The organism is Streptomyces albidicamelliae (assembly GCF_025642175.1).
GTDB lineage: Bacteria > Actinomycetota > Actinomycetes > Streptomycetales > Streptomycetaceae > Streptomyces > Streptomyces albidocamelliae.
The window spans coordinates 1-25315 of record NZ_CP106797.1 but is presented as its reverse complement, the minus strand read 5'-3'; the positions used below and the strand labels follow the sequence as shown (position 1 = coordinate 25315).

The 25315-nt window shown below is 69.3% G+C and carries 27 protein-coding genes and 1 pseudogene; 18 read left to right on the top strand and 10 right to left on the bottom strand.

Annotated features, from left to right (window positions below; all coding sequences use genetic code 11):
- Window positions 1-156: 156 nt before the first annotated feature.
- On the bottom strand, window positions 157-666 hold the full coding sequence (locus N8I86_RS38715; protein WP_263280333.1) for a hypothetical protein: 510 nt from the start codon (window positions 664-666) through the stop codon (window positions 157-159).
- 187 nt (window positions 667-853) lie between these two features.
- Between N8I86_RS38715 and N8I86_RS38710 the strand changes: the two genes are divergently transcribed.
- The 5 genes from N8I86_RS38710 (at window position 854) to N8I86_RS38690 (ending at window position 3818) form a co-directional block, all read left to right on the top strand.
- Complete coding sequence (locus tag N8I86_RS38710; RefSeq protein WP_263280332.1) at window positions 854-1060, top strand: hypothetical protein; 207 nt, start codon at window positions 854-856, stop codon at window positions 1058-1060.
- 156 nt (window positions 1061-1216) lie between these two features.
- The gene (locus N8I86_RS38705) at window positions 1217-1849 is read left to right on the top strand and encodes an HNH endonuclease family protein (RefSeq protein WP_263280331.1); all 633 of its coding nucleotides are present in this window, start codon (window positions 1217-1219) and stop codon (window positions 1847-1849) included.
- 500 nt (window positions 1850-2349) lie between these two features.
- A complete protein-coding gene (locus N8I86_RS38700) occupies window positions 2350-2550 on the top strand; it encodes a hypothetical protein (RefSeq protein WP_263280330.1) in 201 nt (66 codons plus the stop codon).
- A gap of 3 nt (window positions 2551-2553) precedes the next feature.
- Window positions 2554-3192 carry an RNA polymerase sigma factor gene (locus N8I86_RS38695; protein ID WP_263280329.1) on the top strand — a complete coding sequence of 213 codons (639 nt, stop codon included), beginning with the start codon at window positions 2554-2556 and terminating at the stop codon, window positions 3190-3192.
- Between the two features lie 2 nt (window positions 3193-3194).
- The gene (locus N8I86_RS38690) at window positions 3195-3818 is read left to right on the top strand and encodes a hypothetical protein (protein ID WP_123441600.1); all 624 of its coding nucleotides are present in this window, start codon (window positions 3195-3197) and stop codon (window positions 3816-3818) included.
- Between the two features lie 608 nt (window positions 3819-4426).
- On the opposite strand, the gene N8I86_RS38685 is transcribed toward N8I86_RS38690, so the two are convergent.
- Window positions 4427-4579: a hypothetical protein gene (locus N8I86_RS38685; protein ID WP_263280328.1), complete on the bottom strand. Its 153-nt coding sequence runs from the start codon at window positions 4577-4579 to the stop codon at window positions 4427-4429.
- A gap of 149 nt (window positions 4580-4728) precedes the next feature.
- Between N8I86_RS38685 and N8I86_RS38680 the strand changes: the two genes are divergently transcribed.
- The gene (locus N8I86_RS38680; RefSeq protein ID WP_263280327.1) at window positions 4729-7656 is read left to right on the top strand and encodes a tetratricopeptide repeat protein; all 2928 of its coding nucleotides are present in this window, start codon (window positions 4729-4731) and stop codon (window positions 7654-7656) included.
- A gap of 213 nt (window positions 7657-7869) precedes the next feature.
- On the opposite strand, the gene N8I86_RS38675 is transcribed toward N8I86_RS38680, so the two are convergent.
- From N8I86_RS38675 to N8I86_RS38665, 3 genes are all read right to left on the bottom strand, one after another.
- Window positions 7870-7992: a class I SAM-dependent methyltransferase gene (locus tag N8I86_RS38675; RefSeq protein WP_404830898.1), complete on the bottom strand. Its 123-nt coding sequence runs from the start codon at window positions 7990-7992 to the stop codon at window positions 7870-7872.
- A 254-nt stretch (window positions 7993-8246) separates the two neighbouring features.
- Window positions 8247-9542 carry an RNA polymerase sigma factor gene (locus N8I86_RS38670; protein ID WP_263280326.1) on the bottom strand — a complete coding sequence of 432 codons (1296 nt, stop codon included), beginning with the start codon at window positions 9540-9542 and terminating at the stop codon, window positions 8247-8249.
- Entirely contained in the window at window positions 9539-9886 is a 348-nt protein-coding gene (locus N8I86_RS38665) for a YciI family protein (protein ID WP_123441603.1), read from the bottom strand. Before N8I86_RS38665 ends, N8I86_RS38670 begins: the two co-directional genes overlap by 4 nt.
- Window positions 9887-10330: 444 nt before the next feature.
- On the opposite strand from N8I86_RS38665, the gene N8I86_RS38660 reads away from it, so the two are divergent.
- Complete coding sequence (locus N8I86_RS38660) at window positions 10331-11017, top strand: HNH endonuclease family protein (protein WP_263280325.1); 687 nt, start codon at window positions 10331-10333, stop codon at window positions 11015-11017.
- 77 nt (window positions 11018-11094) lie between these two features.
- Here the strand turns inward: N8I86_RS38660 and N8I86_RS38655 are convergent, their stop codons facing one another.
- On the bottom strand, window positions 11095-11286 hold the full coding sequence (locus N8I86_RS38655; protein ID WP_263280324.1) for a hypothetical protein: 192 nt from the start codon (window positions 11284-11286) through the stop codon (window positions 11095-11097).
- 24 nt (window positions 11287-11310) lie between these two features.
- Here N8I86_RS38655 and N8I86_RS38650 point away from each other — a divergent pair, with 24 nt between their 5' ends.
- Both N8I86_RS38650 and N8I86_RS38645 read left to right on the top strand, forming a co-directional pair.
- A complete protein-coding gene (locus N8I86_RS38650; RefSeq protein ID WP_263280323.1) occupies window positions 11311-11730 on the top strand; it encodes a DUF6233 domain-containing protein in 420 nt (139 codons plus the stop codon).
- A gap of 379 nt (window positions 11731-12109) precedes the next feature.
- The gene (locus N8I86_RS38645) at window positions 12110-12277 is read left to right on the top strand and encodes a hypothetical protein (RefSeq protein WP_263280322.1); all 168 of its coding nucleotides are present in this window, start codon (window positions 12110-12112) and stop codon (window positions 12275-12277) included.
- Window positions 12278-13063: 786 nt separating this feature from the next.
- On the opposite strand, the gene N8I86_RS38640 is transcribed toward N8I86_RS38645, so the two are convergent.
- Window positions 13064-14350 carry a helix-turn-helix domain-containing protein gene (locus N8I86_RS38640; protein ID WP_263280321.1) on the bottom strand — a complete coding sequence of 429 codons (1287 nt, stop codon included), beginning with the start codon at window positions 14348-14350 and terminating at the stop codon, window positions 13064-13066.
- A 288-nt stretch (window positions 14351-14638) separates the two neighbouring features.
- Here N8I86_RS38640 and N8I86_RS38635 point away from each other — a divergent pair, with 288 nt between their 5' ends.
- The 3 genes and pseudogenes from N8I86_RS38635 to N8I86_RS39155 all read left to right on the top strand — a co-directional run.
- Window positions 14639-14887 (top strand): hypothetical protein, encoded by a 249-nt coding sequence (locus tag N8I86_RS38635; RefSeq protein WP_263280320.1) that lies wholly within the window; start codon window positions 14639-14641, stop codon window positions 14885-14887.
- Between the two features lie 317 nt (window positions 14888-15204).
- Window positions 15205-15576 (top strand): VOC family protein, encoded by a 372-nt coding sequence (locus N8I86_RS38630; RefSeq protein ID WP_263280319.1) that lies wholly within the window; start codon window positions 15205-15207, stop codon window positions 15574-15576.
- A gap of 113 nt (window positions 15577-15689) precedes the next feature.
- Window positions 15690-16130, top strand: a pseudogene (locus N8I86_RS39155) (hypothetical protein); the annotation flags it as partial.
- A gap of 60 nt (window positions 16131-16190) precedes the next feature.
- Here the strand turns inward: N8I86_RS39155 and N8I86_RS38620 are convergent.
- Window positions 16191-16526, bottom strand: coding sequence for an STAS domain-containing protein (locus tag N8I86_RS38620; protein ID WP_263280376.1), 336 nt, complete (start codon window positions 16524-16526; stop codon window positions 16191-16193).
- A 152-nt stretch (window positions 16527-16678) separates the two neighbouring features.
- Between N8I86_RS38620 and N8I86_RS38615 the strand changes: the two genes are divergently transcribed.
- The 4 genes from N8I86_RS38615 (at window position 16679) to N8I86_RS38600 (ending at window position 21331) form a co-directional block, all read left to right on the top strand.
- Entirely contained in the window at window positions 16679-17161 is a 483-nt protein-coding gene (locus tag N8I86_RS38615) for an ATP-binding protein (protein WP_263280318.1), read from the top strand.
- Between the two features lie 1414 nt (window positions 17162-18575).
- Entirely contained in the window at window positions 18576-20435 is a 1860-nt protein-coding gene (locus N8I86_RS38610) for a methyl-accepting chemotaxis protein (RefSeq protein WP_263280317.1), read from the top strand.
- Between the two features lie 313 nt (window positions 20436-20748).
- The gene (locus tag N8I86_RS38605) at window positions 20749-21039 is read left to right on the top strand and encodes a hypothetical protein (RefSeq protein ID WP_263280316.1); all 291 of its coding nucleotides are present in this window, start codon (window positions 20749-20751) and stop codon (window positions 21037-21039) included.
- Window positions 21032-21331 carry a hypothetical protein gene (locus N8I86_RS38600; protein WP_263280315.1) on the top strand — a complete coding sequence of 100 codons (300 nt, stop codon included), beginning with the start codon at window positions 21032-21034 and terminating at the stop codon, window positions 21329-21331. Before N8I86_RS38605 ends, N8I86_RS38600 begins: the two co-directional genes overlap by 8 nt.
- A gap of 115 nt (window positions 21332-21446) precedes the next feature.
- Here the strand turns inward: N8I86_RS38600 and N8I86_RS38595 are convergent, their stop codons facing one another.
- Together N8I86_RS38595 and N8I86_RS38590 are read right to left on the bottom strand one after the other, a co-directional pair.
- Window positions 21447-22019 (bottom strand): hypothetical protein, encoded by a 573-nt coding sequence (locus N8I86_RS38595; RefSeq protein ID WP_263280314.1) that lies wholly within the window; start codon window positions 22017-22019, stop codon window positions 21447-21449.
- 19 nt (window positions 22020-22038) lie between these two features.
- Complete coding sequence (locus N8I86_RS38590; protein WP_263280313.1) at window positions 22039-22617, bottom strand: hypothetical protein; 579 nt, start codon at window positions 22615-22617, stop codon at window positions 22039-22041.
- 724 nt (window positions 22618-23341) lie between these two features.
- Here N8I86_RS38590 and N8I86_RS38585 point away from each other — a divergent pair.
- Both N8I86_RS38585 and N8I86_RS38580 read left to right on the top strand, forming a co-directional pair.
- On the top strand, window positions 23342-24154 hold the full coding sequence (locus N8I86_RS38585; RefSeq protein WP_263280312.1) for a hypothetical protein: 813 nt from the start codon (window positions 23342-23344) through the stop codon (window positions 24152-24154).
- Between the two features lie 179 nt (window positions 24155-24333).
- Window positions 24334-24915, top strand: coding sequence for a DUF7178 family protein (locus N8I86_RS38580; protein ID WP_263280311.1), 582 nt, complete (start codon window positions 24334-24336; stop codon window positions 24913-24915).
- Window positions 24916-25315: the final 400 nt, after the last annotated feature.

Below are 25315 nucleotides of genomic sequence, written 5' to 3'. Positions count from 1 at the left end.
CCGCCCCGCCCGCCGCGGCGTCTCCTGCTGCCGCGTCCGCGGCCGCGTCCGACGGCTTCCCGTCGCCACCGCTGGGCGTCCCGGTCTGCTGCAGGCTGCGGTCGTCGAAGTCCGATCCCACCCTCACACCCCCGCTGTTCCGCTTCTCTGCCCAGCTCAGCTGTCGTGGACGATGCCGGAGACGGCGCTGGAACCAGCTCCCGTCGCCTCGGCGTCGCCGGTGCGGGATGCCTGTGCCGGGCCCCCCGGCGCGCCCCCCGTCCGTTTGATGCCGCTCACTGCGGTGCCACCTTCCCGCGCGGTGGCCTTGCCCGTCCCGCTGACGCTGTCCCCCGTCGCCTTCGCGACCGACTCCAGCAACGACCGCAACTCAGCGGCCACCTCCTCGCGCTCGGTCTCGCCGAGGCCCTCCAGCAGCGTCTCGAACCGGGCCTGCCACGCCCCCTCCTGACGGGCCCGCTGCGCAGCAGTTTCGTCGCCTCCGGCGGTCAGGACCTGGGCGGTGTGATCCAGACGTTCCAGCTCCGCCGCCTCACGCTGAGCGTCGCCCCGGCCGAACAGAGCCGCGACCCGCTTCCGAAATCCGTTCCAGGCATCCGTGCCCGCTGCCTGCACCACCGCGCTGCCGCTGGCCGCGGCCAACGCCGTCATCGCTTCGAACAACATGAGTTCCCCCTCGTTGTGTGTCTGCAGCGCTCAGCGCTAGTCGGCAGATAGCCGTGTCAGGGCAGGGCGGCTGCTTTTGTCGTCGTGCGTTCTCACGCTAGACATTCGTCCGTAGTTGCGGCAGCCGGTTGGAACAACCTGAAAGAGTGCAGTCCCCGTACCTCGTCGGGGGGGCCTGGACGGCGTCGTGGACGAGGTGCACGCGGCGGACGTCTACATGCGGCAGTTCCTCGTCGAGGCGCTGCGCTGGCTGGGGCAGGCGGGGGCTCCCGTGGTGCTGCTGTCCGCGACCTTGCCGCCGGCGCAGCGGCACCGTCACGAGCTGGGCCCAGGCCCGCACGCGCACCGACGCCGCGCCTCCCGTGCTGCGCCTGGTGGACGGATTTCCCGTTGATGAGTACCGCCTCTCCTCCCGCTGACCCGGCGTGCCCGCAGGGTGAAGGCGGGGTGGGGGAGTTGTCGGAACCGGTCGACGCGCGTAGCGCGCTGCGTCACGGGTGCGGTTTTCTCGTGTGCGCATCTCCAACCCCCCACACTCTTTGGAGACTTCATGCGCCGCGCCGTCTTCGGCCTGCCCGCAACCGCCCTGCTCCTGACCGCCCTTGGCGCCGCCCCGGCCCTGGCCGAGCCCCCAGCACCGCCGTCCACACAAACCGCCCGCACCGAGTTGGCCGCCCTGACGGTGGCCGCCCCGCACTCGATGGACGGCTACGCCCGGGACAAGTTCGACATCTGGTCCAGCCAGCCTGGCGGCTGCACCACCCGTCAGGCTGTCCTCGCCCGTGACGGGAAAGACGTGAAGGACAAGCCGAGCAGCTGCCAGCCGGAATCCGGTTCCTGGTACTCCGTCTACGACGACACCACGGTCACCGAGGTCTCCAAGGCCACGATCGACCACATGGTCCCCTTGGCCGAGGCCTGGCGTTCCGGCGCCGACACCTGGACCGCCGACCAGCGCAAGGACTTCGGCAACGACCTGAAGGACCCGCAGCTGCTGATCGCCTCGGAGTCGTCGAACACCTCGAAGTCCGACAGCGGGCCGGCCGACTGGAAGCCCACCAACCACGCCTTCTGGTGCGTGTATGCCAAGGACTACACGCACATCAAGTCCGTCTGGAAGCTGACCACCACCGACCAGGAGAAGACGGCACTGTCGTCCATGCTCGACACCTGTACCAACTGACCCGCGCGGCGCGCACGCGCTGTCTGGCCTTGGGGCTCCGGCGGTTGTGCCGGGGCCCCGTTCGCGTGCGCCGGCCGGACGCGTTCGTCCAGATCGAGCAGCTGCCGATGCGGTGAACGGGTGGGGGGTGGCGTCCGTTTTATACGGACGCCACCCCCCACCCGTTCACGAGAGGAAACGTTCCGGTGCTGTGACGTCGACCACAACTCATCCTGCAGTAGGCGGAGTTGGGGCTTCTGCGCGCGGGTCTCGCTGGTGTGCGCCGGGGAGTGTTCGCGCAGGTCGCTATGGGTGACTAAGCGGTAACTTGGGAGGCTGGGGTTTGCTCGTGTGTATTCGAGTGATCGCCTTGGGTCAGAATTTGATCGCTGTGGTCATGCGCGTTCGGGGCCCGCTGTCCGCAATGCTGCGGCCGAGGGCCCAACGAGGCGCCCTCCAGCGCCACACGCCTTGGAAGTGGGGTGAGTTGACGCTGTGTTGGTAGGAAGGACAGAGGTCCCGTGACCGTGAACGATCTTCTCGCGCTGCTGGTGGTGATCACCGCACTGCGCGTGTTCCTCCCCGACCTGCAAACAGGGATGCGTCGCCTCCTGCGGGCCGGCGCCCGGGTCGGTGTGGCCGAGCTGCTGCACACTCAATCGCCGCGTGCCGACGCCAGCGACGCCCCTGTGGCGGTTGCTTCCCGGGATGCGGAGGCCTAGCCCATGACCGGCACGGAGGACAGCGGCGCTCACGCCTTGCCCGCCTCGTTCGAGGAACTGGAGGCGCTGAAGGGCATCCAGTACGACATGCAGGCGAGCCTGGACGCCTTCTACAGGATGTACGCCCGCCCCCAGGTTGACTACGCCACCACCGTCCTGGGCGACAGGAGGGCTGCCAAGACCGTCGTCCGTTCGCTCTACACCCACCTCGCCCTGAACTGGGACGCGGTCCTGTTCCAGGAGGGCGGCCCGGAAGCGTACGCGTGGCGGGCGCTGAAGCTGCGGGTGGAGACGCACGCCCGCATGACGATCGCCCCCACCGCCGACGGCCGGAGCACGGCTCCGTCGGCGAACGACCGGACGACCGCCGTCCACGACGCCGTCCGCGCCACCCTGGGCGCCATGCGCTCCCAGCTGGCCGACGCGGAATCCCCGCTCGGCCTCTACACCGCCATAGCCGCTCTGCCGGTGCGGCAGTTCGACGTGATCATCCTGAACTACGTCCTGGGCTACCCCTGCAGTCGCGTCGCCGACATCATGGGCATCAGCGCGGGCACCGTACGCACCCACCGCCGCCAGGCCCGCAAGCACATCGCCGCGAAACTCGGCATCGACCTGAGCGACGACGAGGAGAAGGAGTAGCTGTGCCGCGCAAGCTGGACAGAATTCTCGACCAGGCGGCCATCCCCGACACCGTCACCGACGCAGAACTGGACGACCTCAGACAGGACATCATCAGGGACGTCACCGCAGTCCTGATGTTCGGCGAACGCCCCACCCCGGCGCGCCACCACCCCGTCCGGCTGGAACGCGCGGACATCACCCTGCAGGCACTGTGCCGCGACCTGCTGCGCAGCGACGACGCCTCCGACCACCTGGCCCGCATCGCCGACAGCCCCGTCGACCCCGAAGGCGCCCTCCACTTCGGCTGCCTGCTCGACCTCGCCAAGAAGTCCGACGGAGCCCTGTGGTGGTGGCAGTTCGCCGCCGGCGCAGGCAACGCCACAGCCGCCTACTGCCTGTACCTGTTCCACACGCGCCGCGGCGACCTTCGGGACGCCGACCACTGGTGGCATCAGTACCTCGCCCTGGGCCCCCGAGACGACGACTTCGTCCCCCCGCCCGCGTGGATGCACCTCAACATCGACTCCTCCGGCGTCCTGCGCAAAGCCGTCGAACGTCTCAAGGTGGACGAAGCCGCCGGCGAATTCCATCACCCTGACCACCGCCTTGCCGACCAGATCGACGAGCTCGTCGACGCCTGCTGACCCGGCACCACTCGGCTCGCCCGATCCTTCTCGGCCGGGCGGCTCGGTTTGGTGCCGCGCGTCGGCAGGGAATCCGGGGACAAGCCCAACGGCCGGCCTCCGGCCTTCAGAGCCTGGTGAGGATGGGTGGGGTGCGTTGGCCCCCGACCGTGGAGAGGGAGAGCACCGCATGGCCGAAGGGCAGTTCGTGGGCTAGCGCCGAGGCCTACCAGCGGGGGCGTTCCTCGCGACGCACGGTCACCGGCTCCGTGACCGGCTGCGGTACCGGACGCCTTCCCGTTGCCTCGAAGTGGTGGTGTGGCGACCGGTCATGGGGAGCTTTTCATTCAAAGGCGCCGTAGTAGCAAGGGGTCTACTCTCGCTCTTGGGCCGCTTTGCTGGAGACCCCTTTACAGTCCCGACGGTCCTGTTGCGCGCCCGGAAGGGTGGGTCAGGGGGTCGGGAGGGTTCACTAGGCGGCTGCCATGGGGGAGGAGCCGGTGGTGACGTAGTCGTGGACGCCGGCGAGGGCGTCGCGAATGGAGGGCCCTGGTCACCTCGACTGGGGCCCTCCTGAGTGGTGCGCCGCCGATGCCGTATTAGGGGCGCGACCGACCACCGCGTGTGCTTCAGCCGACCGTCACAGAGAACCCATGACTCAGGATGATCAGTAGTGCCATGAAGGCACCCACCGTCACCAGGATGCCGATCAGGCGACCCGTCCGGCGCTCCCCGCCGATGGCGTACCGCACGGTCCGCCACCACTCCTTGCCCAGCTTCACGCTGCTCACCTCCCCTGCGTTTTCGGTGAGTTGAGCATCGCTCGCGTGCCAGCCCGATGTTTCACGGCGATACGCTGTGGTGCGAGAAGAATCGTGGTGAACCGTGGTGGCACGCACCTAATAGCCACGGCGGGGAGGGGAGGCATCGTTTGGGTGGCTCGGCCAGCGACACGATCGACATTCCGGACTCGGTCCCGGACGGACCGCTGCGTGACTGGCTGACCTGGCTGCAGGACCTCAGACAGCGAGCCGGCCTCCCGTCCCTGAAGAAGATCGCGGACAAGAGTGCCACGAAGGACGAGAACGGAAACGTCGAGAAGCTGAGTACTGCTACGGTGCGGCGCCTGTTGACGGGTAAGCCCAGCCAGCAAAGTGCGTTCCGCCTGGCCTGGACGTTGGCGGAGATGGATACGAGGCCGGTGACGGGCAAGCCGTCGGACGACTGGGATGCCTTCGACCGCGATATGCGGAGGCGCTGTGCGGCGGCCTTGGGAGCCGTAATTCGGTCAGGAGAAGAAGCTCCCCACGCAACGCCACAGAGTCCCTTCCTGGCGGGTCGAACGGAAGAAGCCGACGCCAGCCGCCCGACCGGGCGCCGTGCGCCGGAGGCGATGCTGGCGTCCGGCGGGGGTCATGCCCCGTCCAAGGACAGGTCGACGGTGGAGGCGCTGGACGCGGCGGAGAAGGCTACGGCAGCACCGAGGATCACGAACCTACGCTCGGCCCGTCACTGTGTGGGCCGCGGCGAGGAACTCGTCTGGCTCAGGCGTGCGCTGACCGGCCACCGGGAGGGAGCGGCCACCACCACCGTGATCGTGACCGGCCTGGGCGGCGTGGGCAAGAGCACCCTCGCCTCGGAGTACGCCCGTCTGTACCGCGATGACTACCCGGTGGTCTGGTGGGTCAACGCCGCGTCGCCCGCGCAGATCGAGACCTCTCTCCTTGAACTCACCGGCCAATTGGTTCCCGGCAGATTCGATGCGGAAGAACGCACCGCGCGGGTCGACTGGGCCATGCAGTGGCTGGGGACGCACTCCGACTGGCTGTTGATCTACGACAACGTGGACAACCCTCGTCACTTGTTCCCGTACACTGGCGTGCTTGACCGGGGCCACCACCTCGCCACGAGCCGCCGCACCACCGGCTGGGCCGACAACACCCCCATCCTGCCCCTGGACGTCCTCCGCCCCGATGACGCCACCAAGCTCTTGAACAATCTCGTGTACCCGGGCACTACTCCCTCACCCCGGCAAGAGGCAGATTTCCGTGCCCTCACCGCCGACCTGGGGAACCTGCCCCTCGCGCTGAGACAGGCCGGTGCGTACCTGGCCCAAAACCGCGGCATCACCGTGCAGGCTTACAGACGCCGCCTGGAGTCGAAGCTCGACAAGAAGGCTCTCGCAACGCGCGCCGAACGCACCATGGCCCGTATCTGGGACGTGACTCTGGACGCCCTTCAGGACGTCGAACCGCTGGCCGTGGAGGTACTGCACACCGCGGCCTGGCTCGCCCCCGACGACATCCCTCATACGTTGCTCGCGCCCCCGGGCACCGACTCAGACGACACCGCGGAAGCGATCGGCACTCTGGCCGCCTACAGCATGCTCACCGACACCGGCACCCACGTCAGCGTCCACCGCCTAGTCCAAACCGTCCTGCGTACCTCCCACGCCACCCCCGGCGGTACGCAGCCCCCGCCGTGCCCACCGGGTCGGCTACGCGCCGAACAAGCTGTGCTCCACCGGCTGACTCCACCCCCGGACCAGGATTACCTGCCCGCCGCCCTGTTAGATGCTCTCAGCCCCCACCTTGTCGCCTTGGCAGCCACGACCCCGCCAGGGCACTTCAACAGCGCTCTCGGCATGGCCTACCACGTCGCCGCCCGCCTCCTTAGTCTGCAAGGCCACGACGCGCGCACCGTTCCGCTGCTGAAGGCCACTGTCGTCCAATACGAGCAGGACCTCGGCGACACCCACCCCGAGACCCTCACGCTCCGCAACAACCTCGCTAGCGCCTACCAAGCAGCGGGGGACCTGACCAGAGCGATCCCCCTGTTCGAAACCACGCTCGCACAATGTGAGCAGGTCCTCGGCGACACTCACCCTGACACCCTCGGCAGCCGCAACAACCTCGCCTGCGCTTACGAAGCGGCGGGAGATCTGACCAAGGCCATCCCCCTGCACGAGTCCATCCTCGCGCAGCGTGCACAGGACCTCGGCGACCTTCACCCCGACACCCTCACCAGCCGCAACAACCTCGCCTGCGCTTACGAAGCGGCGGGAGATCTGACCAAGGCCATTCCCTTGCTCGAGTCCACCCTCGCCCAGCGTGAGCAGGTCCTCGGCGACACTGACCCCGACACCCTCGGCAGCCGTAACAACCTCGCCTGCGCCTACCGGGACGCGGGGGACCTGACCAGGGCGATCCCCCTGTTCGAAACCACGCTCGCACAATGTGAGCAGGTCCACGGCGACACCCACCCCCTCACCTTGGGCAGCCGTAACATCCTGGCCTGCGCTTACGAAGCGGTGGGAGACCTGGTCAAGGCTATCCCCTTGCTCGAGTCCACCCTCGTGCAGCGTGAGCAGGTCCTCGGCGACCTTCACCCTGACACTCTCACGAGCCGGGACAGCCTCGCCTGCGCCTACCAGAACGCGGGGGACCTGACCAAAGCCATTCCCTTGCTCGAGTCCACCCTCGCCCAGCGTGAGCAGGTCCTCGGCGCCACCCACCTCGACACTCTCACCAGCCGTAACAACCTCGCCTGCGCCTACCGGGACGCGGGGGACCTGACCAAAGCCATTCCCTTGCTCGAGTCCACCCTCGCCCAGCGTGAGCAGATCCTCGGCGCCACCCACCCCGACACTCTCACCAGCCGCCACAACCTCGCGGGCGCCCATTACGAAGCGGAGGACCTAGACAGGGCCATTCCTCTACTCGAGATCACTCTCGCCCAATGTCAGCAGGTCCTCGGCGCTAACCACCCCGACACCCGCGAAAGCCGGATGTTTCTCGCTCAGGCCTACCTGGCTGCTCAATCTCCGCACAAGGCCCTCGCCCTGCTCCTTTCACCGTAGTGGGCCGGCCCCCGGCGGGTGATCCCGCCTCGCTCCGCCGTCTGCCGGGGCGGCCCCTGCTTCGGGTGGACGTTCCTCGGGGGCGTTGCTGTGCTCCCTACGGGCAGCGCGGTCCGGGTGCCCGTGCGCGGGGGGCGGCTGCCCATCGCTGCTGCCTGCGGGTCCGGTCCGGAGCTCTTGCGGACCCGGCTGCAGCCGGCCCGGCCCAGGTTGTCAGCTGTTGAAGGTGCTGCTGATGCCGCGAGTGCCGGTCGCGACGGTGAACCGCAGGTTCGGATAGGCGTGCCGGGCCAGCCTGATCATCTTCGGCGACAGATCGCCACCGAAGGCGGGCACTCCCAGCTCAGCTGTCGTGCCCCGTCGCCTGCGTCGCGGACCGCGGCGCTGAGACAGTTGCCCGAACAGGTGGGTCAGCCGTACCTGCCTCGAGCGCGTGCTCGTCCACCCGGGCCACCACGTCCCGATGCACCGCGGTAAGCCGCTGCCGCTTGCGGGTCTCTGGGCACCAGGCCCGGGTCTGCCCGGGCCTGGGCAAGTGACCCGGTCCATGAGCCCCTGGTGCGCAGCTTCCATAGCCGGCGCTTCCGCATCTACTCACGCAGGCCGGTCTCCTGGTGGGTAAGGCGCGTGGTGAGGAATGCTCGCTCTGCCTCGTTGTCGGTCAGCTCGAGGGCTTGCCGGTATGCGATTGCCGCCTCCTCGGTACGGCCGAGGCGTTGCAGCAGGTCCGCCTTGATCGCGGGCAGGTATTGGTACCTGGCGAGCCGGCCGTCTTCCTCCAGCGCTTCGACCTGCTTCAGTGCGACTTCCGGACCGTGGGTCATGGACACGGGCACGGTGCGGTTCAGCGCGACGACCGGCGAGGGCCACAGCGGCAGCAGCCGGTCGTAGAGTGCCACGATCTGTGGCCAGTCCGTCTCCTCGTACGTCGGTGCCTCGGCGTACAACGAGGCGATCGCCGCCTGCAGCAGATAGCGTCCCGCGCGACCTCCGCGCAGCCCGGCCACAATCAGTTCATGCGCCTCAGCCAGCGCGGTGCGGTCCCACAGCGAGCGGTCCTGCTCCTCGAGCCGCAGCAGGCGGCCGCCTGCGCCGGTCCGGGTGGCGCGCCGGGCGTCGGTGACCAGGAGCAGCGCCAGCAGCCCGCGGACCTCCGGCTCGTCGGGCATGAGCTCCCGCAGGGTGCGTGCCAGGTGCAGGGCGCGATCGGCCAGGTCGGTGCGCATGAGCGTGGGGCCCGAGGGGGCCGTGTGCCCGGCGCTGAACAGCAGGTGGAGCACCCCGAGTACGACCGCCAGCCGGTCCGGCAGCTCCGCCGGGCGCGGCACCCGGTAGGGGATGCGCGCGGCGGAGATCTTCTTCTTCGCCCGGGTGATCCGGGCTGCCATCGTCTGTTCCGACACCAACAGCGCCCGGGCGACGTCCGGTGTCGGTAGTCCGCACACCAGCCGGAGCGTGAGGGCCAACTGTGCCTCCCGCGCGAGTGCGGGGTGGCAGCAGATGAAGATGAGCCGCAGTCGTTCGTCGGGTACGCCATCTTCCGGGTCCACGGCCTCCCCGTCCTTTTGTTTGTCCGGCTCGTCCAAGGCAGGCTCGTCGACGGCTTCTGCGGCCTGCACCAGCAGCGGCAGCTTTGAGCGCAACGTCCGCTCGCGGCGGATCGTGTCCATGGCCCGGCGCTTGGCCGCGGTGGTGAGCCACGCCGCGGGATTGCGGGGGATGCCATCGCCTTTCCAGGCCGACAGTGCCGCGGCGTACGCCTCCTGCACGCACTCCTCGGCCAGGTCCAGGTCGCGGGCGACGCGCACCGTCGCGGCGAGCACCAAGGCCCACTCGCGCCGGTGTGCGTCGGCGACCGCCTGTCCCGGGTCCGTCGCAGCCGTCATCGGTCAAGGGGCGGGATGCCGCCCGCCACGGGCCGCACCTCGACACCGCCGCGACCCCACTGCACGGCGGGGTTACGACGCGCCAGATCGAGGGCTGCGTCCAGGTCGGGGGCCTCAACTATGCAGACGCCAGCGATGACTTCCTTGGAGTCAATGAAGGGGCCGTCGGTGATCACATCGCCGTGCAGCGAGGTGGCCGTGTCGGCGGACTGCAGCGCGTATGCCGCGATCATGGCACCAGAGTCGATGAGGTCGTCGGCGTGGCGCTTGCTCGCCGCCTGCTGCTCGGGTGTGTAGTCGCCGGCCGCAGGGGTGTCGAAGATGAGGATCGCGTACTGGGCCATGCCGGGTCTCCTTGGCTGTGTGTCTGGTCGGTACGCCTCTACGTCGGACGGGCCACGCGAAATCGACAGACCGTACGCGAACTTTCTCAGATGCGCCTTGACCTGCGACGTCCAGATGGCTCCGCAGCCAGGCCTCCGAGAAGACCGGCGGCGTGTGACTGCTCATCGGATGCGCATGGCCGGGGCGGGAGAAAGGGCGAGGCGGAACGATCTCCGGTTGCTGGGGAGGTACATCAGGCGGGCAGCCCGTTGGTCGGCTCAATGTCACCGCATCTTGCCCAGGACGGTGGGTTCGTGCACGGCAGTGCCCGAACCTTCCCGACCACCCCGGATGGCTGCCTTCCTCTATCGGGTGGTGCTGTGCCGGTTTGCCTGGCGCGTCGTGTGCTGGGGCCGCTACGAAGATCACGACCATGTTTGTGATCTTCGAGAGGACCCCTGTCCGTGCGCTTCGCCCGCGCCGCCGTCCTGGCCGCCGCGCTCACCGCTCTCCTCGTTCCGACGACCGCCCACGCCACCCCGACCGGGCACGCCACCCGCGCCGCCGCGCCCGGGGACACCGTGGCCCTGCCCGTGCAGGACGCCCTGGCCCAGCTCCCGGTCCGCACCGAGGACCGGACCGGCTACGTCCGCACCGCGTTCAAGCACTGGGTGGACGCGGACAAGGACGGCTGCAACACCCGCGCCGAGGTCCTCAAGGCCGAAGCCGTCATCGCACCCGAGCAGATCAACCGCTGCTCCCTGATCGGGGGCGCCTGGTACTCGCCCTACGACGACCGCTACATCGAGGGCCCCACCGGGTTGGACATCGACCACCTGGTCCCGCTCGCCGAGGCCTGGGACTCCGGCGCCTCCGCCTGGAGCGCGGCGGAGCGGGAGGCGTACGCCAACGATCTCGGCGACGACCGTGCCCTGATCGCGGTGTCCGCCGCTTCGAACCGGTCGAAGGCGGACCAGGACCCGTCCACGTGGCTGCCGCCGGCCGCCGGGTACCGCTGCCAGTACGCCACCGACTGGGTCGCCGACAAGACCCGCTGGGGCCTGTCCATCGACACCGCCGAGCAGACCGCGCTCACCGACGTCCTCGCCGGCTGCCCCGACGCGACCGTCACGGTCACCCTGGCCCGCTGACACACACCACCAAGCCCGCTGCCCCGGTGCCTCCCGCACCGGGCACACACCCACGGGTCCCGGCCGGTCTGGTCGCGCTACTCGAGAGGCCAGACCTGCAGCACCGTGCCCGTGTCCTCGTCGGTGAGAGTGATGCACCCGCCGGGCATGGTGCCGTAGGCGCCGACCCAGCGCGCGAGCTTGCCGCGGGCGACGCTCTCGCTGTTCCACCAGCCGTGCCGGCCGGGCTGTCCCTGGGAGGCGAGCAGTAGGTGGAAGCGGCCGGGCACGCACCACATCATAGAATCGAACATGTGAACGAGCTACCGCCTGACCCGCCGCGTCTCCGCGCGATCTTGGCGTATCTCGATCAGCGGATCGCCGAGACCGAGACCGTGGCGACGTACCTGCGCCTGCAGACTGCCGCGGTCCGTCAGGCGCTCACGGCAGCGGCGAGGCAGCCGCCCGACGCTCGACGGCTGCCGCCGCAGCCGCGGCCGGCTCTTCAAGCCTCCGCACAGCAAGAGGACCCGAGCGGGTTCGTGGTGGAGAAGCAGCTGCGCGCCGGGCACCCGCTGGGTGCCACGGTTCACCGCGCCGACTGCACCGTTATCCAGCGCGACGCCAACCCGATCAGCGCCGACGACGGCCGCCAAGCGCTCACCGGCGATGGGAAGTTCTTCCACGCGTGCGAGTTCTGCCGCCCGGACGCCCATCTGGGGATTCCCGGGTAGCGGGCTCGTTCGAAAGGGTGGGCCGGTGTGTACCGGGGTGGCCCCGCGCACCGTCGGCGGGCAGGGCCGACCCCAGTGGTGGAGGCCCGTGTCCGCTCGCGCCTGTCAGCCCGGGCTCCACGAACGACAACCTATGAGCGGGGAGGCAGGGCCGCGAGCGGTGATCGGCCGGCCGTGGTGCGCGGCGGAGGCGGACGGAAGTCACAGGGCGGCCGGCGGTTTCGCGCCGGTGAGAAGTGAGCATTGCAGCCGCTGGCCGCTCTAGCTGCGGTGCACTCGACTGACCTACGTACGCATTCCGTACGCCATATGTACGCTTCATGCTCCAGCCGCTGCGCGCTCGCGGACGGTCCGTGAGCCTGACCCTCAGGGGGATCTCGTGTCTGTCATCACCGCGCTCGGCCTGCTTGTCGCGCTGCTGCTGGTCGTGGTCGGCGCGGCCGTGGCGGTCGGACTCGGCTTGCTCAGCCGGTCGGGTATCGCTGTCAGCGCCGCCGGCGTCCTGGTCGCAGTGGTGGTCGGCATCGTCCAGGCAGTGGGCCCGTGACCTGCCATGTGGGGCCGCCTCCGTCATCCGACGCCTGTTCCCGCATGTACAGCGCCGGTTGTCGTGCGGGGGCACCGGAGTGGATGGCTCCTGGCCCTCGCGCCGGAGAGGTCCAGGAGCCATCGCCCCTGACAGGGCGATCACCGGTCGGACGGGCTTGTTCGGCTGCTGACGAAGGCGAAGCCGACACCGGTGCGCGCACGTCACTTCAGGAAACGATCATGTGAGGCGCGGGACACGGTTGCGTCAATCTGCCCGTTGATGACTGGCGATTGCGCAGCCGACGCTTGCTGGCGTGTGCCGGTGTCGACGGGTGTGCAGTGCTGTGACGTGCATGGTCGGGGGCTCTGGCGCTCTTGGAGCTGCTCGCTGCACACACCCTCGCTGCACACACCAGCGAGCACTGAGCCGCCCGGATCGGCGGGTGAACCAGCCGCGCCAGGTCACCGGTGACGCGTGCCCGGCCGCGCGGGTGAGCCGTGGCGCCCCGGGCTGCCCGGCTGCCTCCTCGGCCGGCGTCGGAGCGGTAGCGTGCGCCGGGCCGGTCGCCACGGCCCCGACGCCGACGGCCGTGGCGACCCTCTGGTGGCCTCTCCCCCCGGAGGCCACCGGACGGCTGCGCCCCTGGACACCTCCTTAGCCGTCCGGGGGCGCAGCACCGGCCCCGTGAAAGGCCGCATGCCGGGGACTCGCTCGTGTAGGGCTGCGCGGGCCGGCCGTGAAGAAGACTGGTCGCGGTCGCAGAAGTGGCGGGCCACAGACGGTGTATGTACAGGTCATGTCGCCTCACCTGAGGTGGGAGCCCAGGTGGGAGCCGAAGAGGGCAGCGATGAGAGCGGCAGTGGGCAGCGCTCCTGCCCTGCGGCGTCGGGGGCCTGTGCGGGCGTGCTGGGTTGCCGGGGCGAGCGGCGGTGCTTCATCGGCGCCGTTCCGTGGTTCCTCGGCTTCTCGGCGTGCGGCAAGCACCGGGGAGATGGCAGGTGCAGGCAGAGGTGATTCGTCGTACGTCAGGGCGGGGAGAGGGCTGGCCAACGCTTCCGCGAGGTTCCATGCGCTGTGCACGGGGTCCCACGTCCACACGTCGGCCGGTGTGTCGTACGGGGGGTAGGGATCCAGCGTTGCGGCCTGCGGGTAGCCGGCCGCAACCAGTTGAGTGTCCGCGAAGCGGCCCGCCAGTAGTTCGGCGGACGTGCGCTCGTCGGACGTCCCGTACCCGTACCCGTAGTTCAGCTGATCTTGCTGGAGCAGGTAAGTCGTCCCGTACGGCTCGCACGGCTCGTATGGCAGATCCGGCCAGGCGACCTGCCCCTGAGGAGGGCTCGCCGCTTCGACGGGTTCTGCGGCCGCCGCCACTGTCTCGAGGCCGGGCTGCACTGGGACGGAGACGTGCTGCGGCGTGTAGGTGTAGCCGCTGAGCTGCGTTGACGGGGCGGGAACAGCGGTACTTTCTTCGATGAGTTGGCGGTTTTGCTTGCGCAGGACACCGACTTCCTTCACGAGCCGCTCAGCTTGCTCCTCCTGCTGGGCGAGCTCGGCTTCGATGCGGCGGGCGTAGTCCTGGGCCTGGCGCAGGCTCTGGTCATGTTCGGCGAGCCGCTTCTCGAGGTACTTGCGTGCGCGTTCCGTGTTCCGCGCGCGGACCAGGGCTTTGCGCAGTTGCTCGGTGAGACGGCGCAGCCGGCGTTCGAGGGCATGCAGCCGCCCCTCGGCGATCTGCTGGGCCTGCTGGTGCTCGCCCCGTGCCTGGGCCAGCTGCTCCTGGGCTCGGTCCAGCTTCTCCTTGGCGCGGGCGAGGTCCGCCTCAGCGCGGGCGAGGTCTTCTGCGAGTTGCACGCGCTGGACACTGGGGGATCCACTGGCGCGGTGCGCCTCGCCGCACAGCTCCTCCACCTCCTCCCAGAACCCGTCGGGGAAGTCGACGGGCTGTGCCTCGAGGTAGGCCCTGATGGCGCGCAGCCTGTCCGGCGGGAGGACCCGCTCCCCGCTCAGGTACCGCGAGAGGGTGGTCGCGGATATGCCCGTGGCGGCGGCGATCTTCTTTTGGGTGCCGCCGCCGTCGCGGTAGATCTTCATGCCCTCCCGCAGCCTGGCCGCGTACCTGTACGCGGCCGTCCCCTCGGCTCCGCCCACCGCCTGCCCACCCTCCGTCAAGCACCATCCACCAGCGTGATTGCCGATTGTCACGCATGCCTTGACACCCCGGAAACGCCCTGCCGAGAGGGGCCGGACCGCTGTCGATCGCGATGTACCATCCGTTCCCTCTCCCGCAAGATCAGCGCCCCACCGAGGCTGAACTCAGCCCGCAGACCGACTGCGCGCCGCCCGCGGACCACCCGCGGGCGCTCACGGGAGGGACCCTCTATGACCGTCAACAACGACCCGCAGCCCCAGCCCGAGCCGCAGCGCCGGCCCCAGCAGCCACCTGCTGGGAACCCGGGCGCCGACCCGGTCGTGCTGCTGCTCCTGGCCCTCGTTGTCGCACTGATCTTGGGCGTCGTCGGGTATGTGGTCGCTGTGCACCCGCGGCTGAGCAACCCGGTTATGGCCGTCGCGGCTGTGGCTGCCCCGCTGGTGGCCGTCCTGATTGCGGTGCTCGTGCGCCGCCGTTGACGGCCCTGGCGGAGTTCGAGGGGGGGCGCTGCAGACGGCGCCCCCCACGGCGATGACACTGTGTGGCTCGGCAGCAGACGAACCGGCGCGGACCGCCACCTCCAGCGGTCCGCGTTGCCGCGGGCCCCGGCATTCCGGATCGATCTCCACCCGCACGAGTGAATCCGGACCTTACTGGACGTCGAGCAACTCGACTTCGACCTGACCTGCAGGGCTAGTAGTCGAGGTTGACGCGCAGGCGTAGGAGCCTGCCGAGTGCGAACTCGCCGTCTCTAGGGTGATCATTGCGCAAATCCAGTGACCGCCCCGGAGGTGCCATGCCCCTGCAAATGAAGTTGAGCGCGATAACACTCGACTGCCCTGATCCGTTGGCTCTGGCGGCGTTCTATCAGCAGGCCACTGGCCTCGAACCCCACCCGAAGTCGGACGCGGACTTTGCGGGCCTCAACCGTGAGGACGGCCTCTTCATCGGTTTTCAACGGGTCGACGGCTACCGGGCTCCGCGCTGGCCTGACCAGACCGTTCCCCAGCAGCTGCACCTTTGCTTCGACGTCGTGGATCTGGACGAGGCCGAAGCCCGGCTGCTGGAGCTAGGCGCAGGCAAGCCTGGCCATCAACCTCATGAGGCAACCAGGGCGCGGGTTCTCACCGATCCGGCTGGTCATCCCTTCTGCATTTGCCGAAGCTGACCGGGGGCGCAGCACCGGCCCCGCGAATGGCCGCGCGCCGAGAATTCGCTCGTGTACGGGGGCGCCGGCCGGCCGGGGTAGACCCCGGGGGGAGATGGCAGCGGTTGTGACCCGTGGTGGTACGGCCGTGGTCATGGCGGACGACAGGGCCGTGTCGCCGGAGGTCTCGGGCGCGCACACCCCGGCGCATCCGGCAAGGAAAAGGCAGGATCGGAAGGCCTGATGCGCCGGACCCGCCCGCTACGTGCCGCGGGTGCCGCCTTGCACGCGGTTCGGGTGTGGTGGGCAGACTCGGAGTCTGCGGCGCCCGGTGGTCGGCTCGGCGGCAGGAACGGCGGGCAGGCGCTCGGTGGCGAGCTGCGCGCGCGGCACCGGGTCGCGGTGCCTGGCGGTGCGAGCGGGATCAGCGACGGCGGGTCCGGTGCCCAGCGGAGCGTCCCGCGTCCGGTCCCCACCAGGAGGAGCAGCCGCGGGCGACCGACGCTGACGCCTGGGCCACGGCCTGCGCCGAGGACCTCGCCGCCGAGAAGGCCCCGCGCCGTGGGGCGGTGGCTCCACGGCCGGGCCCTCAGGGCGGCGGCCGGCTGGGGCAACGCTCCCGCAGTGCTCCGGTTTCAGTGGTCGGGCAGGGCGTGCTGGAGGTTGGGGTAGCAGGGGATGAGTCTGTCGATTCCGGTGATCTGCAGGGCCCGGGTCACGGTCTCGGCGGGTTCGGCGAGCCGGAGCCAACCGTGGGCGGCGGTGAGGGCGTGATAGGCGCCGATGAGCAGGTTGAGGCCGGTGGAGTCCATGAAGGTGACGCCGCTGAGGTCGACGACCACTCGCAGGGGATGGCTTCCGGGCGGGGCCAGGGCCTGCTGCAGCTGCTCGCGGTCGGTGTAGTCGATCTGGCCGCTCAGGGCGATCACGGTGATGCAGTCCACCGTCTGGGTCGTGATGGACAACGGCACGGGGTGCTCGGGGCTCACAACGGGAAACGCAGTAACCCTTCCGGGTGTCCATGAACGGCTGGCAGTGAACCCCTATCCGATGACCTTTCCGTAACGGCTGCGTGTGGCAGGGATCGCGGGGTACTTGCGCCTGCGTCGACAGGAGCACGTGCATGGGCCAGGCCGGACCGGTCGAGGACGGGGAGGGCGTCGCTGCGGATGCCCCGATACAGCTGACCGTCGCTCTGGAGGGCGACGGTACCTGCATCGCCGCAGCCCGCCACCACGCGGCCCGCTTCCTCGCCGAGGTGCAGGGTGTGCACGGCCTGCCGGTGTCCGCCCGGGCAATGGATCTGACCCAGCTGGTGGTCAGCGAGCTGGTGACCAACGCCCTGAAGTACGCACCCGGCCCGGTGCTGCTGGAGCTGCGGATCGACGGCGACCTGGTGGAAGTGATCGTGTGGGACAGCGATCCGGTGCTTCCCCTGGCCCAGGCGGCCGACCCGGGCCGGATCGGCCAGCACGGCCTGGAGATCGTCATGGCCGTCGCCCAGGGTTTCGAGGCCCAGCGCCAGCCGGTCGGCAAACGCGTCACCGCCCGCCTGGCCCTGCTCGACGACCCCGACGGCGCCGTATCCGGCCGCCCTCCCCAGTAACGCCTGGGCGCAGTTGAGGTCTTCAGGGATGCCACCCGCCGTCAGGACGGTCCGGGCTGCGGTGCGTCGCCGTCGGATGCCTGACCGGGATCGCCTGGTTCCAGGCCGCTGAGCAGGGCGCCCTGGGAGCGGATGGCCGTGATCGCGTCCGTGAGCTGTTGCAGGAGGTCCGGGGGGACATCGTCGGACCCGGCCGCTGTCCCTGCGGCCGGGTCCGACTCTGCGCCCGTGTGCTCGTCCCGCACACGCTGCCGGTGCCCCCGGAACGCGAGCCCAATCCCAGCTGTGCGGTCCGGGACTTCGCGGCCCGGGACCTCTGCGGTGGAGCAGCCAGGCCGGCCGTCTGCCTTGCCCTCGGCCTTTGCCCCCTAACCAGGTTCGGTGTCTCGGTGGCCCAGATCGCCCGCGCGGTTCAGAGTCGTGGCCATCCGGGCGCGGTTGCGGCCGCAGAAGCGGGGGGCGCCAACCACCCGGCCGGGCTGTGCACCCTCGAGGTCGAAGCGGCTGGTGCACCTGCAGGTGTTCACTGATGGGGGAGGAGACCTACCGGCAGTTGGAGGCCACCGGCCACGTCGGCCGGGGCGCCCGCGCCCGCTACAGCCCGCAGACGGATGCCTGGCTGCCGTGGGAGGTGTGGGGCGGTGCCGGCCTACCGGGTCACGCCCGAGCGGCTGGCTGCCGCCACCGACGCGTCCCGCGCATACGCCGCACATGTGCGACAGGAGCGATGGGAGCGCATCCGGGACGCCGACCCCCCCTCGCCGCCCGCTACGACACCGCCGTCTAAGCCATCCAAGTCGAACGCTCCGGCCGGCACGCCGCGGACTGACCCTGCACAGCAGCGCGCACTGTCCACGGGTCCGGGCTGGGCACGCCCGGACCCGCACCGTCCAGGATATTGCCGCCCGCGGCACACCCGTTCGGCGGCCATGCGACCTCGGGAAGCCAGCGGCGGGGGAGGCATGGGACGGCGGCACGGTCGTCACCTCACCGTGTCGCCTGATTCACCCTGCCGCCACCATGCGGCGCCAGCCGAGTTCCCTCCCGTGCAGCGGAGACTGGCTTTGGTTACGAGAACGGGCTCTGGCACAACTTCTGTGGTGTTGAGCCGAAGCTCGGTGTCCGGGGCCGGAGTGCGCCGGGAACCGGCAGCGTCAGGGGGTTGTCATGAGGCAGACAGAAGCCCGGTCGGCATAGCTCCCCAGAAGTTGTGCCAGAACCCGTTCTCGTGGGCAAAGCCACGCCGCTTACCCGTGTCGGGCAGCACCGCGGCCCGCGCCGCCCTCCCGGTGAAGCGCAATGCCACGACCGGCGCGCGGCACCCTTCACAGTCTCCTCGTCACTTAATGTCGCCACGACTGAGAGCCGGCCGGGCTGCACCGGCCGCGCCATCCTCGATGGAGAGGGAACACGGGTGACCACTACGGTGGCGGTACGCCCCATGACCGCGCGGGACTTCCTCGCCACTCCGGCGGGAGTGGCGCTGCGCAAGGGGCAGCGGCACGGGCGCTTTCTCGACCATATCGGCACAATCATCGATCTTGTCGACTTGGTGGACTCCATCGCGGGCGGCGGGCCGGGCATGGACGTCGAGGACATCCTCGACAACCACCAGCAGATCCTGGATCAGATCCTCAAGGAGCAGAGGGAGATCCAGGACAGCATCGGCGGGATCAACGACAACATTCAGGGCATCGGCTCCGACGTCGACCAGATCAAGGACCTCATCGGCCAGATCGGCGAAGGCCAGGAGGAAGCCAAGAAACTCCTGTCCCAGATCCTCGCCGACCAGCGCCGGATGGCGCGGGAGATCAACCGCAATCTCCAGGTCATCTCCAACCAGGTCCAGGGCATGTGGACGGAGATGAACAACTGGTTCGCGCTGACGATCACCGCGATCGCCGGCCTGGCCGACACCCTCGCGGAGATCCAGCAGCAGCTCGCCCGCATCGAGCAGCTCCTCGAAGAGGTGCTGGCGGAGATCGCCGAGCTCCACGACCGGGTCGACTGGAACGCGGTCATCTCGATGTTCACCGAGCACGAGCACCGGGTCGGCTACTGCATCGAGATGATGATGGCGATCAATGTCATGCCCACCGATCCGGGGGAGCAGCGCGACGGCGGCCCGGTTCTGCGGGTGGACGCCGACGGACTGGACGGCTGGGCACGGTCGGTCACCGACGAGGTGAACGGGCTGCCGTACTCGCTGTACTGCCTCCACCGCGTCCTCGTCGGCGACAACCTGCTCGGCAAGTCGCTGATGCATGTCTTCTGCCATCTCATGGCACACAAGCAGGAGATCGACTACCGGGAAGCGGCCCGCTACTTCTTCAAGCTCGCCGCCGTCCAGGCCGAGGGCTATGCCGCACTCAGCAAGGCCCGTCAGGCCATCCACCTGCCCGAGATCGACTTCGCCCGGATTTTGCGCGAGCGGCTCCTGCTCCAGACGCAGAGCGTCAACGCGGCCCTGGAGCTGACGTACGGGGTCGCGGAGTGGCAGGACGCGGTCACCAGAAAGGACATGCTCACCCACAGAATCCCGGCCTACGGCAACGCCGTGGTCCCGGAGACCAAGTACTTCGTCGTGGAGGACAACCGCCAGGTGATCGCCGCCATGGCCTTCCCGTGGGACCCCTCCTCCTCGTCGCGCGGCAAGGCGGAGTTCTACGTTGGCCGGCCCGTGCCCGGCAGCCGCCGCATCGACCCCGCCTCGGTGAAGACCGTGACCGAGTGGGCGGACGGCAACACCCTCATGTCGCCCACGCTCATGACCGCGCGCAAAGCGGAAAATCCCGCCACCGGGACGGAGCACAACTACCTGCGCTACTACGCGCAGCCCTTCGTCTTCGACCCCAAGTACGTCATGGTCGGCTTGCGGGTCTCCGCCCGTGACGGCGTGACCGTGTGCGAGCCGCTGGTCGCCGAGTACGACGAGGAGACCGGCACCACCTCCTGGGACGGAACCTCGGGAGGACTGTGGGTCGCCACCCTCGACGACACATGCGCCCAGACCGTCGTGGACCTCGGCCCCACCGGCCGGCCCGCCGACCAGATCCCCGCCTGGCAGAAGGGCCCGCACTCGGCAGTCCCCCCGGCCGACCACCGGTTCACCGACCTGCGACTCGCCGCGGGGTTCCGCATCGCGTTCCGGCGCGTCAACGACAACATGTGGTTCTGTCCCGGCTTCCTCGACGACACCTGGGAGCAGAACACCCTGCTCCCGGCCCCATCTCAATCCGACTACCTCCTCTACGAACCGGTCACCCTGCCCTGACTCCCGGTATCGCCCTGCAAGACCTCACGGGCATCCGCAGCCGGGTACGGCTCGCAAGGACCAGCGGACCTGCTGTGAGACCCGCGCTCCCTTCCCAGGGGCGCGGGTCTCTCCCACGGGGTGCCGCATCTGCTGCTCCGGCGCCGGCCGATGGCTATGGCTCCTTTCGCGGTCAGGAGTACGGGGCCGGCACCGCGGCGTCGTGTGTCAGGGCCGTACCGTCGCGGTGGCCGTCATCCTCCAGGGTGCCGGCGGGCGTGACGGCAGCCAGGTGAAAGGGCAGACTCGGAGCGGAACGAGAGGGGCCGCCGCGATGACCGCACAGCCGATCCATCCGCAGGACCCGGAGTGGGTGCCGCGCAACGCCGAGGGCATCGCAGGCGCGCTGACCGGTGAGCGCCGGATGGAGTTCTACCGCGAGCTGCTGGGCGCCGCGCCCGAGGAGGCCGAGGGCGTGCTGCGCCGGTGGTGGTGCGAGGCGATGCTCGACACCGACCCGGCCGGGGACCGGCTCACCGCAGCCGCGCTGGACGGCACGCTGTCGACGACGGCGGTCGCCGACATCGTGCGCCGTCGGCGCGAGGCGGGCCTGCCCGTTGAGTGACCGCGACGAGGAGGGGGAACCGCAGGGCCGGCCGTGCCTGCTCTCGGACGAAGTCACTGAACTCGTCATGGAGGGCTCCCTGCCCGGCGACGTGTTCGGCGCGATCGTCGCCGCCACCGTCGTGATCAACGAAACCCGGAGCGAGGTGCCTGGCAGCTCCGCGTCGGCGAAGTGGCCCGAGCAGCGGCGCATGCCGCTCGGCCGGGACGGCACGCTCGGCATCGCCGAGTACGTCATCGTCGCCGACGCCGACCCGCCACACATCGTCCTCACCCGCGTCCAGCTCAACTGACGGGCGTGGCCTCGGCCGCCCTTGCCGACCGGGCACCGCGCTGGGAATCCCGCCGCGCTGCGCGGTGACCTAGGCCGCCCCCGCCGCGGCTGGCGGGACCACCCCGCCTGACCGGCTAACGACGGCGGCGGCTGGCCGTGAGCGCAGCCGCTGTACGGAGCGCGGCTTCAAGCTGTTCGTCGGCAGCCTTTGACTCTTCGATTGCCCTGGTGGCCACAGCCACTGCCGCGTTGATATTCCGCTGCCTTCTCGGTCGATCGCTCTCACCGCCGGGTTGGGCCAGAGCAAGCTGCACTCTCTGTATGCCGAGCAGCGACTTCAGGAATGCCTCGTTCGAGTTGCGATATGCCCGCACCAGCTCAGGCGTCGTATAGAGCGTCAGCTTGGTGACGACTAGTCGGAACTGCTCATCCTGGTGTCCTGGATCGAGATCTGCCGGACTCAGACCTGAGGGCAGTTCTCTCCGGGCCCAGGCGAGCTCGCGGGCGTTGCCGAGCGCGAGCATCTTTCGGTGCGCCTCCTCGATGGCGTCGGCCCGCCGCTCCCACACCTTGAAGTCGGCTTCACGGTCGCGAGTGGCGCGCTGAGAGAGGCTGGATGAGACCAAGGCGCCCACCGTGCCGATGACGGACCCTAAGAGCCCGGCACCGGTACTGATCAGAGCGAGGGCAACAGGCGTGATCGTCATGACAACTGTGCCAGTTCCCCTACCGAGTCAGCTCGGGGGCCGCGATCCGACTGACAGCCGGCTCGAAAACCGCGGTGGCGCGCATAACCCTGACTAGGTCCTCGTACGCCTCATCAGCCTTAGCCGAGAGCTTCTCAACGCTCGGCCACCGCTTGGTCGTCTCCCGCACAGCCTCGGCACGTTCCTCCTCGGCATGCCCGGGGCCGGTTCGCTTGCTGCAGTTTTGCCACCCGACAAACTCCACAAGCCAACCCCGCCACGCTTCAAAAGCTGCCTGGTGCGCCGCCTTCAGTGCGGGCGACCCGTACAGCTCCAGGTTTGCCGTGATCTTGCTTATGTCAGCCTCGGCGAAAGCCGACTGCAGGGAGAGGAACACGTCGACTCCCGGATCCGGGTCGCGCATCACCCGTTGCCTCTCCTGGGCGACGTTCCGCTCGTGCCTGATCATCTCCTCGATGACAGCGATCTGACGCTCCCACAGCTTGTGGTCGCGTTCGCGCCTCAAGGTCGCCTTCTGAACCGCTACGGCCACGAACGCTGTTGTCAGCGAGCCGAACCCCGCCCCGATGAGCGTGGCTATCACAGGCGTGATTCCCATGGTCGAAAAGCATACGTCCCGGCGTACGGGCTCTGGAGCGTGTGCAAAAGCATTGCGAAGCCGCCCAGCACGTGAAGTGGCCGGCACCCCCGACCGCCCCAGGGGGCGGGTGGTACGGGGTACCGGCCAACCTGAAAACCTTCCGAAACAGAAAGGAATCCACCACCAGGATAGCCCGACGCAACGCAGGGAGCAGGCGCCGCGCTATGGCTCTCTGACGCGCTGTCGGCGGGACCGGGGCGCAGCGGGGCGTAGCAGGGCGCGGCGCGGGCGACAGGGCGCAGCAGAGCCCTTTTTCGGGGTAGGCGGGGCGGGGCGCGGCACCGGACGCCGCCTGCCACTCGGCCGGGGCCGGGCGTCCGCTGCGCTCCCGCCCTCGCTGCGCGCCCCGGCCGAGTGCTGCGGGAGACGGGGCACCGGACCCCGCTGCGCGGTGTCCTCGCTGCGCGACCCCGCCTCCCTTGCCGACCCCGCTGCGCGGCGCCGGGCACCGACGCCGCTTCGCTTGCGTCGGGGCAACGACCGGCACCGCGCCCCGCCCCGCTTACCCCGAAAAAGGCCCGGACGCGAGTAATTCGACCCCCGAAAAAGAAAATAAAAAAGATCCCTGAGCCGCGAGTTTTCGCTGTTTTCGGTTCGCCAATTTGGTATTGTTTCTCATGCCGGAAGGGCGTGGTACCCCGACCGGCAACCTGAAGACGAAAAGAAACAGAACAGGAAAACAATGGAAAAGCAGCAGACGCGGTATTCCCTCGATAAGCGCGCGCAGGACGGCCGCTATCCCGTCACGGTCGACGGCACCCCCACCGGGACCGTGCACCGTCGCCACGGCAGCTGGTACGCGACCATTCCCGGTCACCGAATCGAGGCGCGGTTCCGCAACCGGTTCGATGCAGCCGAGCACCTCGTGACCCTGACGGACAGGGGAAGCCGGCCCACCGTTCCCGCGCCCGGTGACCGGCCCGCCGTCGGCCTGGACATGCGCACCGCAGGCACCGGACTTGCCGCCACCCGCACGTACCAGCACCTCGTGCCCGACCTGCGCCCCACCCTGCCCAACCTGATCCGGGCCGTGGAAGCGATGGCGCGCCTCGCCCAGCTCGGCTGGACGCCGCTGGAGGGCTACCCGGGCGCCGACCAGGGCTGGTTCATGGAATGCCGCCTCTGCGGCTGGAAGGGCCACCGGTTCTGGTCCCACCTGCGCGGCCGCAACGGTGACCAGACCCCGAGGCCCATCAACCGGCACCCCGGCTGCATCCCCGTCGCCGACATGCGCGACGCACTGCTCAACCTCGGCCAGGAACGCCGCAGGACGTGCCCCTGCCCGGTCACCCATCCCACCACCGTGGAAGCGGCCCGCACCGTCCTGAACGACCTGGGAGACGCACTGCGCGGTGGCGCCATGCTGAGCGCCACCATCCACGCCCGCGCCCTCCTGGAGCCCTGCCCCGCCTCCACCCTCCGCGCGGCCGCACTGCGACTCGCACACGACCAGCGCACCCGCGCACGCCGCACCCTGGGCCAGCCGGTCACCTAACCCCACCGGATCACTCGGAAGTGGGAGGCCCGCGCAGGGCCTCCCACTCCCACCCCGGGCAGGGGCTCACCATCCTGCCCGGCCCCCCTTTCCCGCGCATGCCGGCCTGAGTTGAGCCGCCCATCGGGCCCGCTCCTCACGCCCCCTCGCGCGCGCTCACCCCACCCCAAAGGGCACCCGTGATCCCGGTCAAGAGCACCCAAAACCAGCGCACCACCTACACCCGAGCCATCATTGAAAAGTGGACCACTGCTACGCCCGACCAGCGGCGACGCGGACGCGAGTGGTACGCCACGGCACATCGATTCGCCGCTGACATCGCCTCAGGAGACACCGAAGCGGGCGCGGGAGTGCTCGCAGCGCTCTCCGCCAACAAATCGTGGGCAGAAAATTGCCGATTGGCCCGTAAGGCATTCGCCGACGGAGAGGCAAGCGGACACGTCCGCGACGCAATCAACAAGGCGAACCGCATCATGGCAGGAGAAGACCCCCGCACAGTTCTTCCGATGCACATCAAAACCGGCTGCTTCTTTCTATGCATCGCCGACCCAGAGAATACAGAAGCCGTAGTGATCGACCGCCACGCGCACGACATCGCGGTACGCGAGATCTACGGCCAGCGGGAACGGGGATTGGGAGCATCCGGCCGCTACAACCTGCTCGCCGACTGCTACCGCGAAGCCGCGCAGCGAATCGGAGAGGTACCCAGCACCGTCCAAGCCGTGACGTGGGTAGCCCACATTGAGCGCCATCGGGAGTAGGCCCTAGTTCCAGTCTCTATCCGGTGTTCACTTTGAAGCACCGGCCGGGGCAGTGGTCTGGTTCTGCCATCGGTACATGCGGATCCGGGTTGATGCAGTGGGGGTGGGGTATGGTTCCAGAGTTCATCCGGTACAGGTTTTTGATGCACCCTCACCGGGGGAGCGGGTAAGGGGAGTTCCGGCCCCAGCCACCCTCTCTCCTCGCTGCCCGGCGTAGCCGGTTGGGGCGGGAGCGCAGCGGACGCCCCCGCCTCGGGCCGCGCAGCGGCCGAGGCCTAAGGGTGGAGCGAAGCGGAGACCCGCTATTCACGCGCAGCGTGAATTCCCCAACACGCGGAGCGGGTTGGGCGAAAGGCGCGAAGCGCCTTTCCAGAATTCGCGCAGCGAATTCGCTTGCCTC

Bases quoted from the DNA above. Each gene is read 5' to 3' on its own strand.
- N8I86_RS38630 (WP_263280319.1), top strand. From the start codon at position 15,205: ATGCCCCTGCAAATGAAGTTGAGCGCGATAACACTCGACTGCCCTGAT.
- N8I86_RS38670 (WP_263280326.1), bottom strand. From the start codon at position 9,542: ATGACGGCTGCGACGGACCCGGGACAGGCGGTCGCCGACGCACACCGG.
- N8I86_RS38665 (WP_123441603.1), bottom strand. From the start codon at position 9,886: ATGGCCCAGTACGCGATCCTCATCTTCGACACCCCTGCGGCCGGCGAC.
- N8I86_RS38605 (WP_263280316.1), top strand. From the start codon at position 20,749: ATGACCGCACAGCCGATCCATCCGCAGGACCCGGAGTGGGTGCCGCGC.
- N8I86_RS38615 (WP_263280318.1), top strand. From the start codon at position 16,679: ATGGGCCAGGCCGGACCGGTCGAGGACGGGGAGGGCGTCGCTGCGGAT.
- N8I86_RS38585 (WP_263280312.1), top strand. From the start codon at position 23,342: ATGGAAAAGCAGCAGACGCGGTATTCCCTCGATAAGCGCGCGCAGGAC.
- N8I86_RS38705 (WP_263280331.1), top strand. From the start codon at position 1,217: ATGCGCCGCGCCGTCTTCGGCCTGCCCGCAACCGCCCTGCTCCTGACC.
- N8I86_RS38640 (WP_263280321.1), bottom strand. From the start codon at position 14,350: ATGAAGATCTACCGCGACGGCGGCGGCACCCAAAAGAAGATCGCCGCC.
- N8I86_RS38595 (WP_263280314.1), bottom strand. From the start codon at position 22,019: ATGACGATCACGCCTGTTGCCCTCGCTCTGATCAGTACCGGTGCCGGG.
- N8I86_RS38715 (WP_263280333.1), bottom strand. From the start codon at position 666: ATGTTGTTCGAAGCGATGACGGCGTTGGCCGCGGCCAGCGGCAGCGCG.
- N8I86_RS38695 (WP_263280329.1), top strand. From the start codon at position 2,554: ATGACCGGCACGGAGGACAGCGGCGCTCACGCCTTGCCCGCCTCGTTC.
- N8I86_RS38590 (WP_263280313.1), bottom strand. From the start codon at position 22,617: ATGGGAATCACGCCTGTGATAGCCACGCTCATCGGGGCGGGGTTCGGC.
- N8I86_RS38635 (WP_263280320.1), top strand. From the start codon at position 14,639: ATGACCGTCAACAACGACCCGCAGCCCCAGCCCGAGCCGCAGCGCCGG.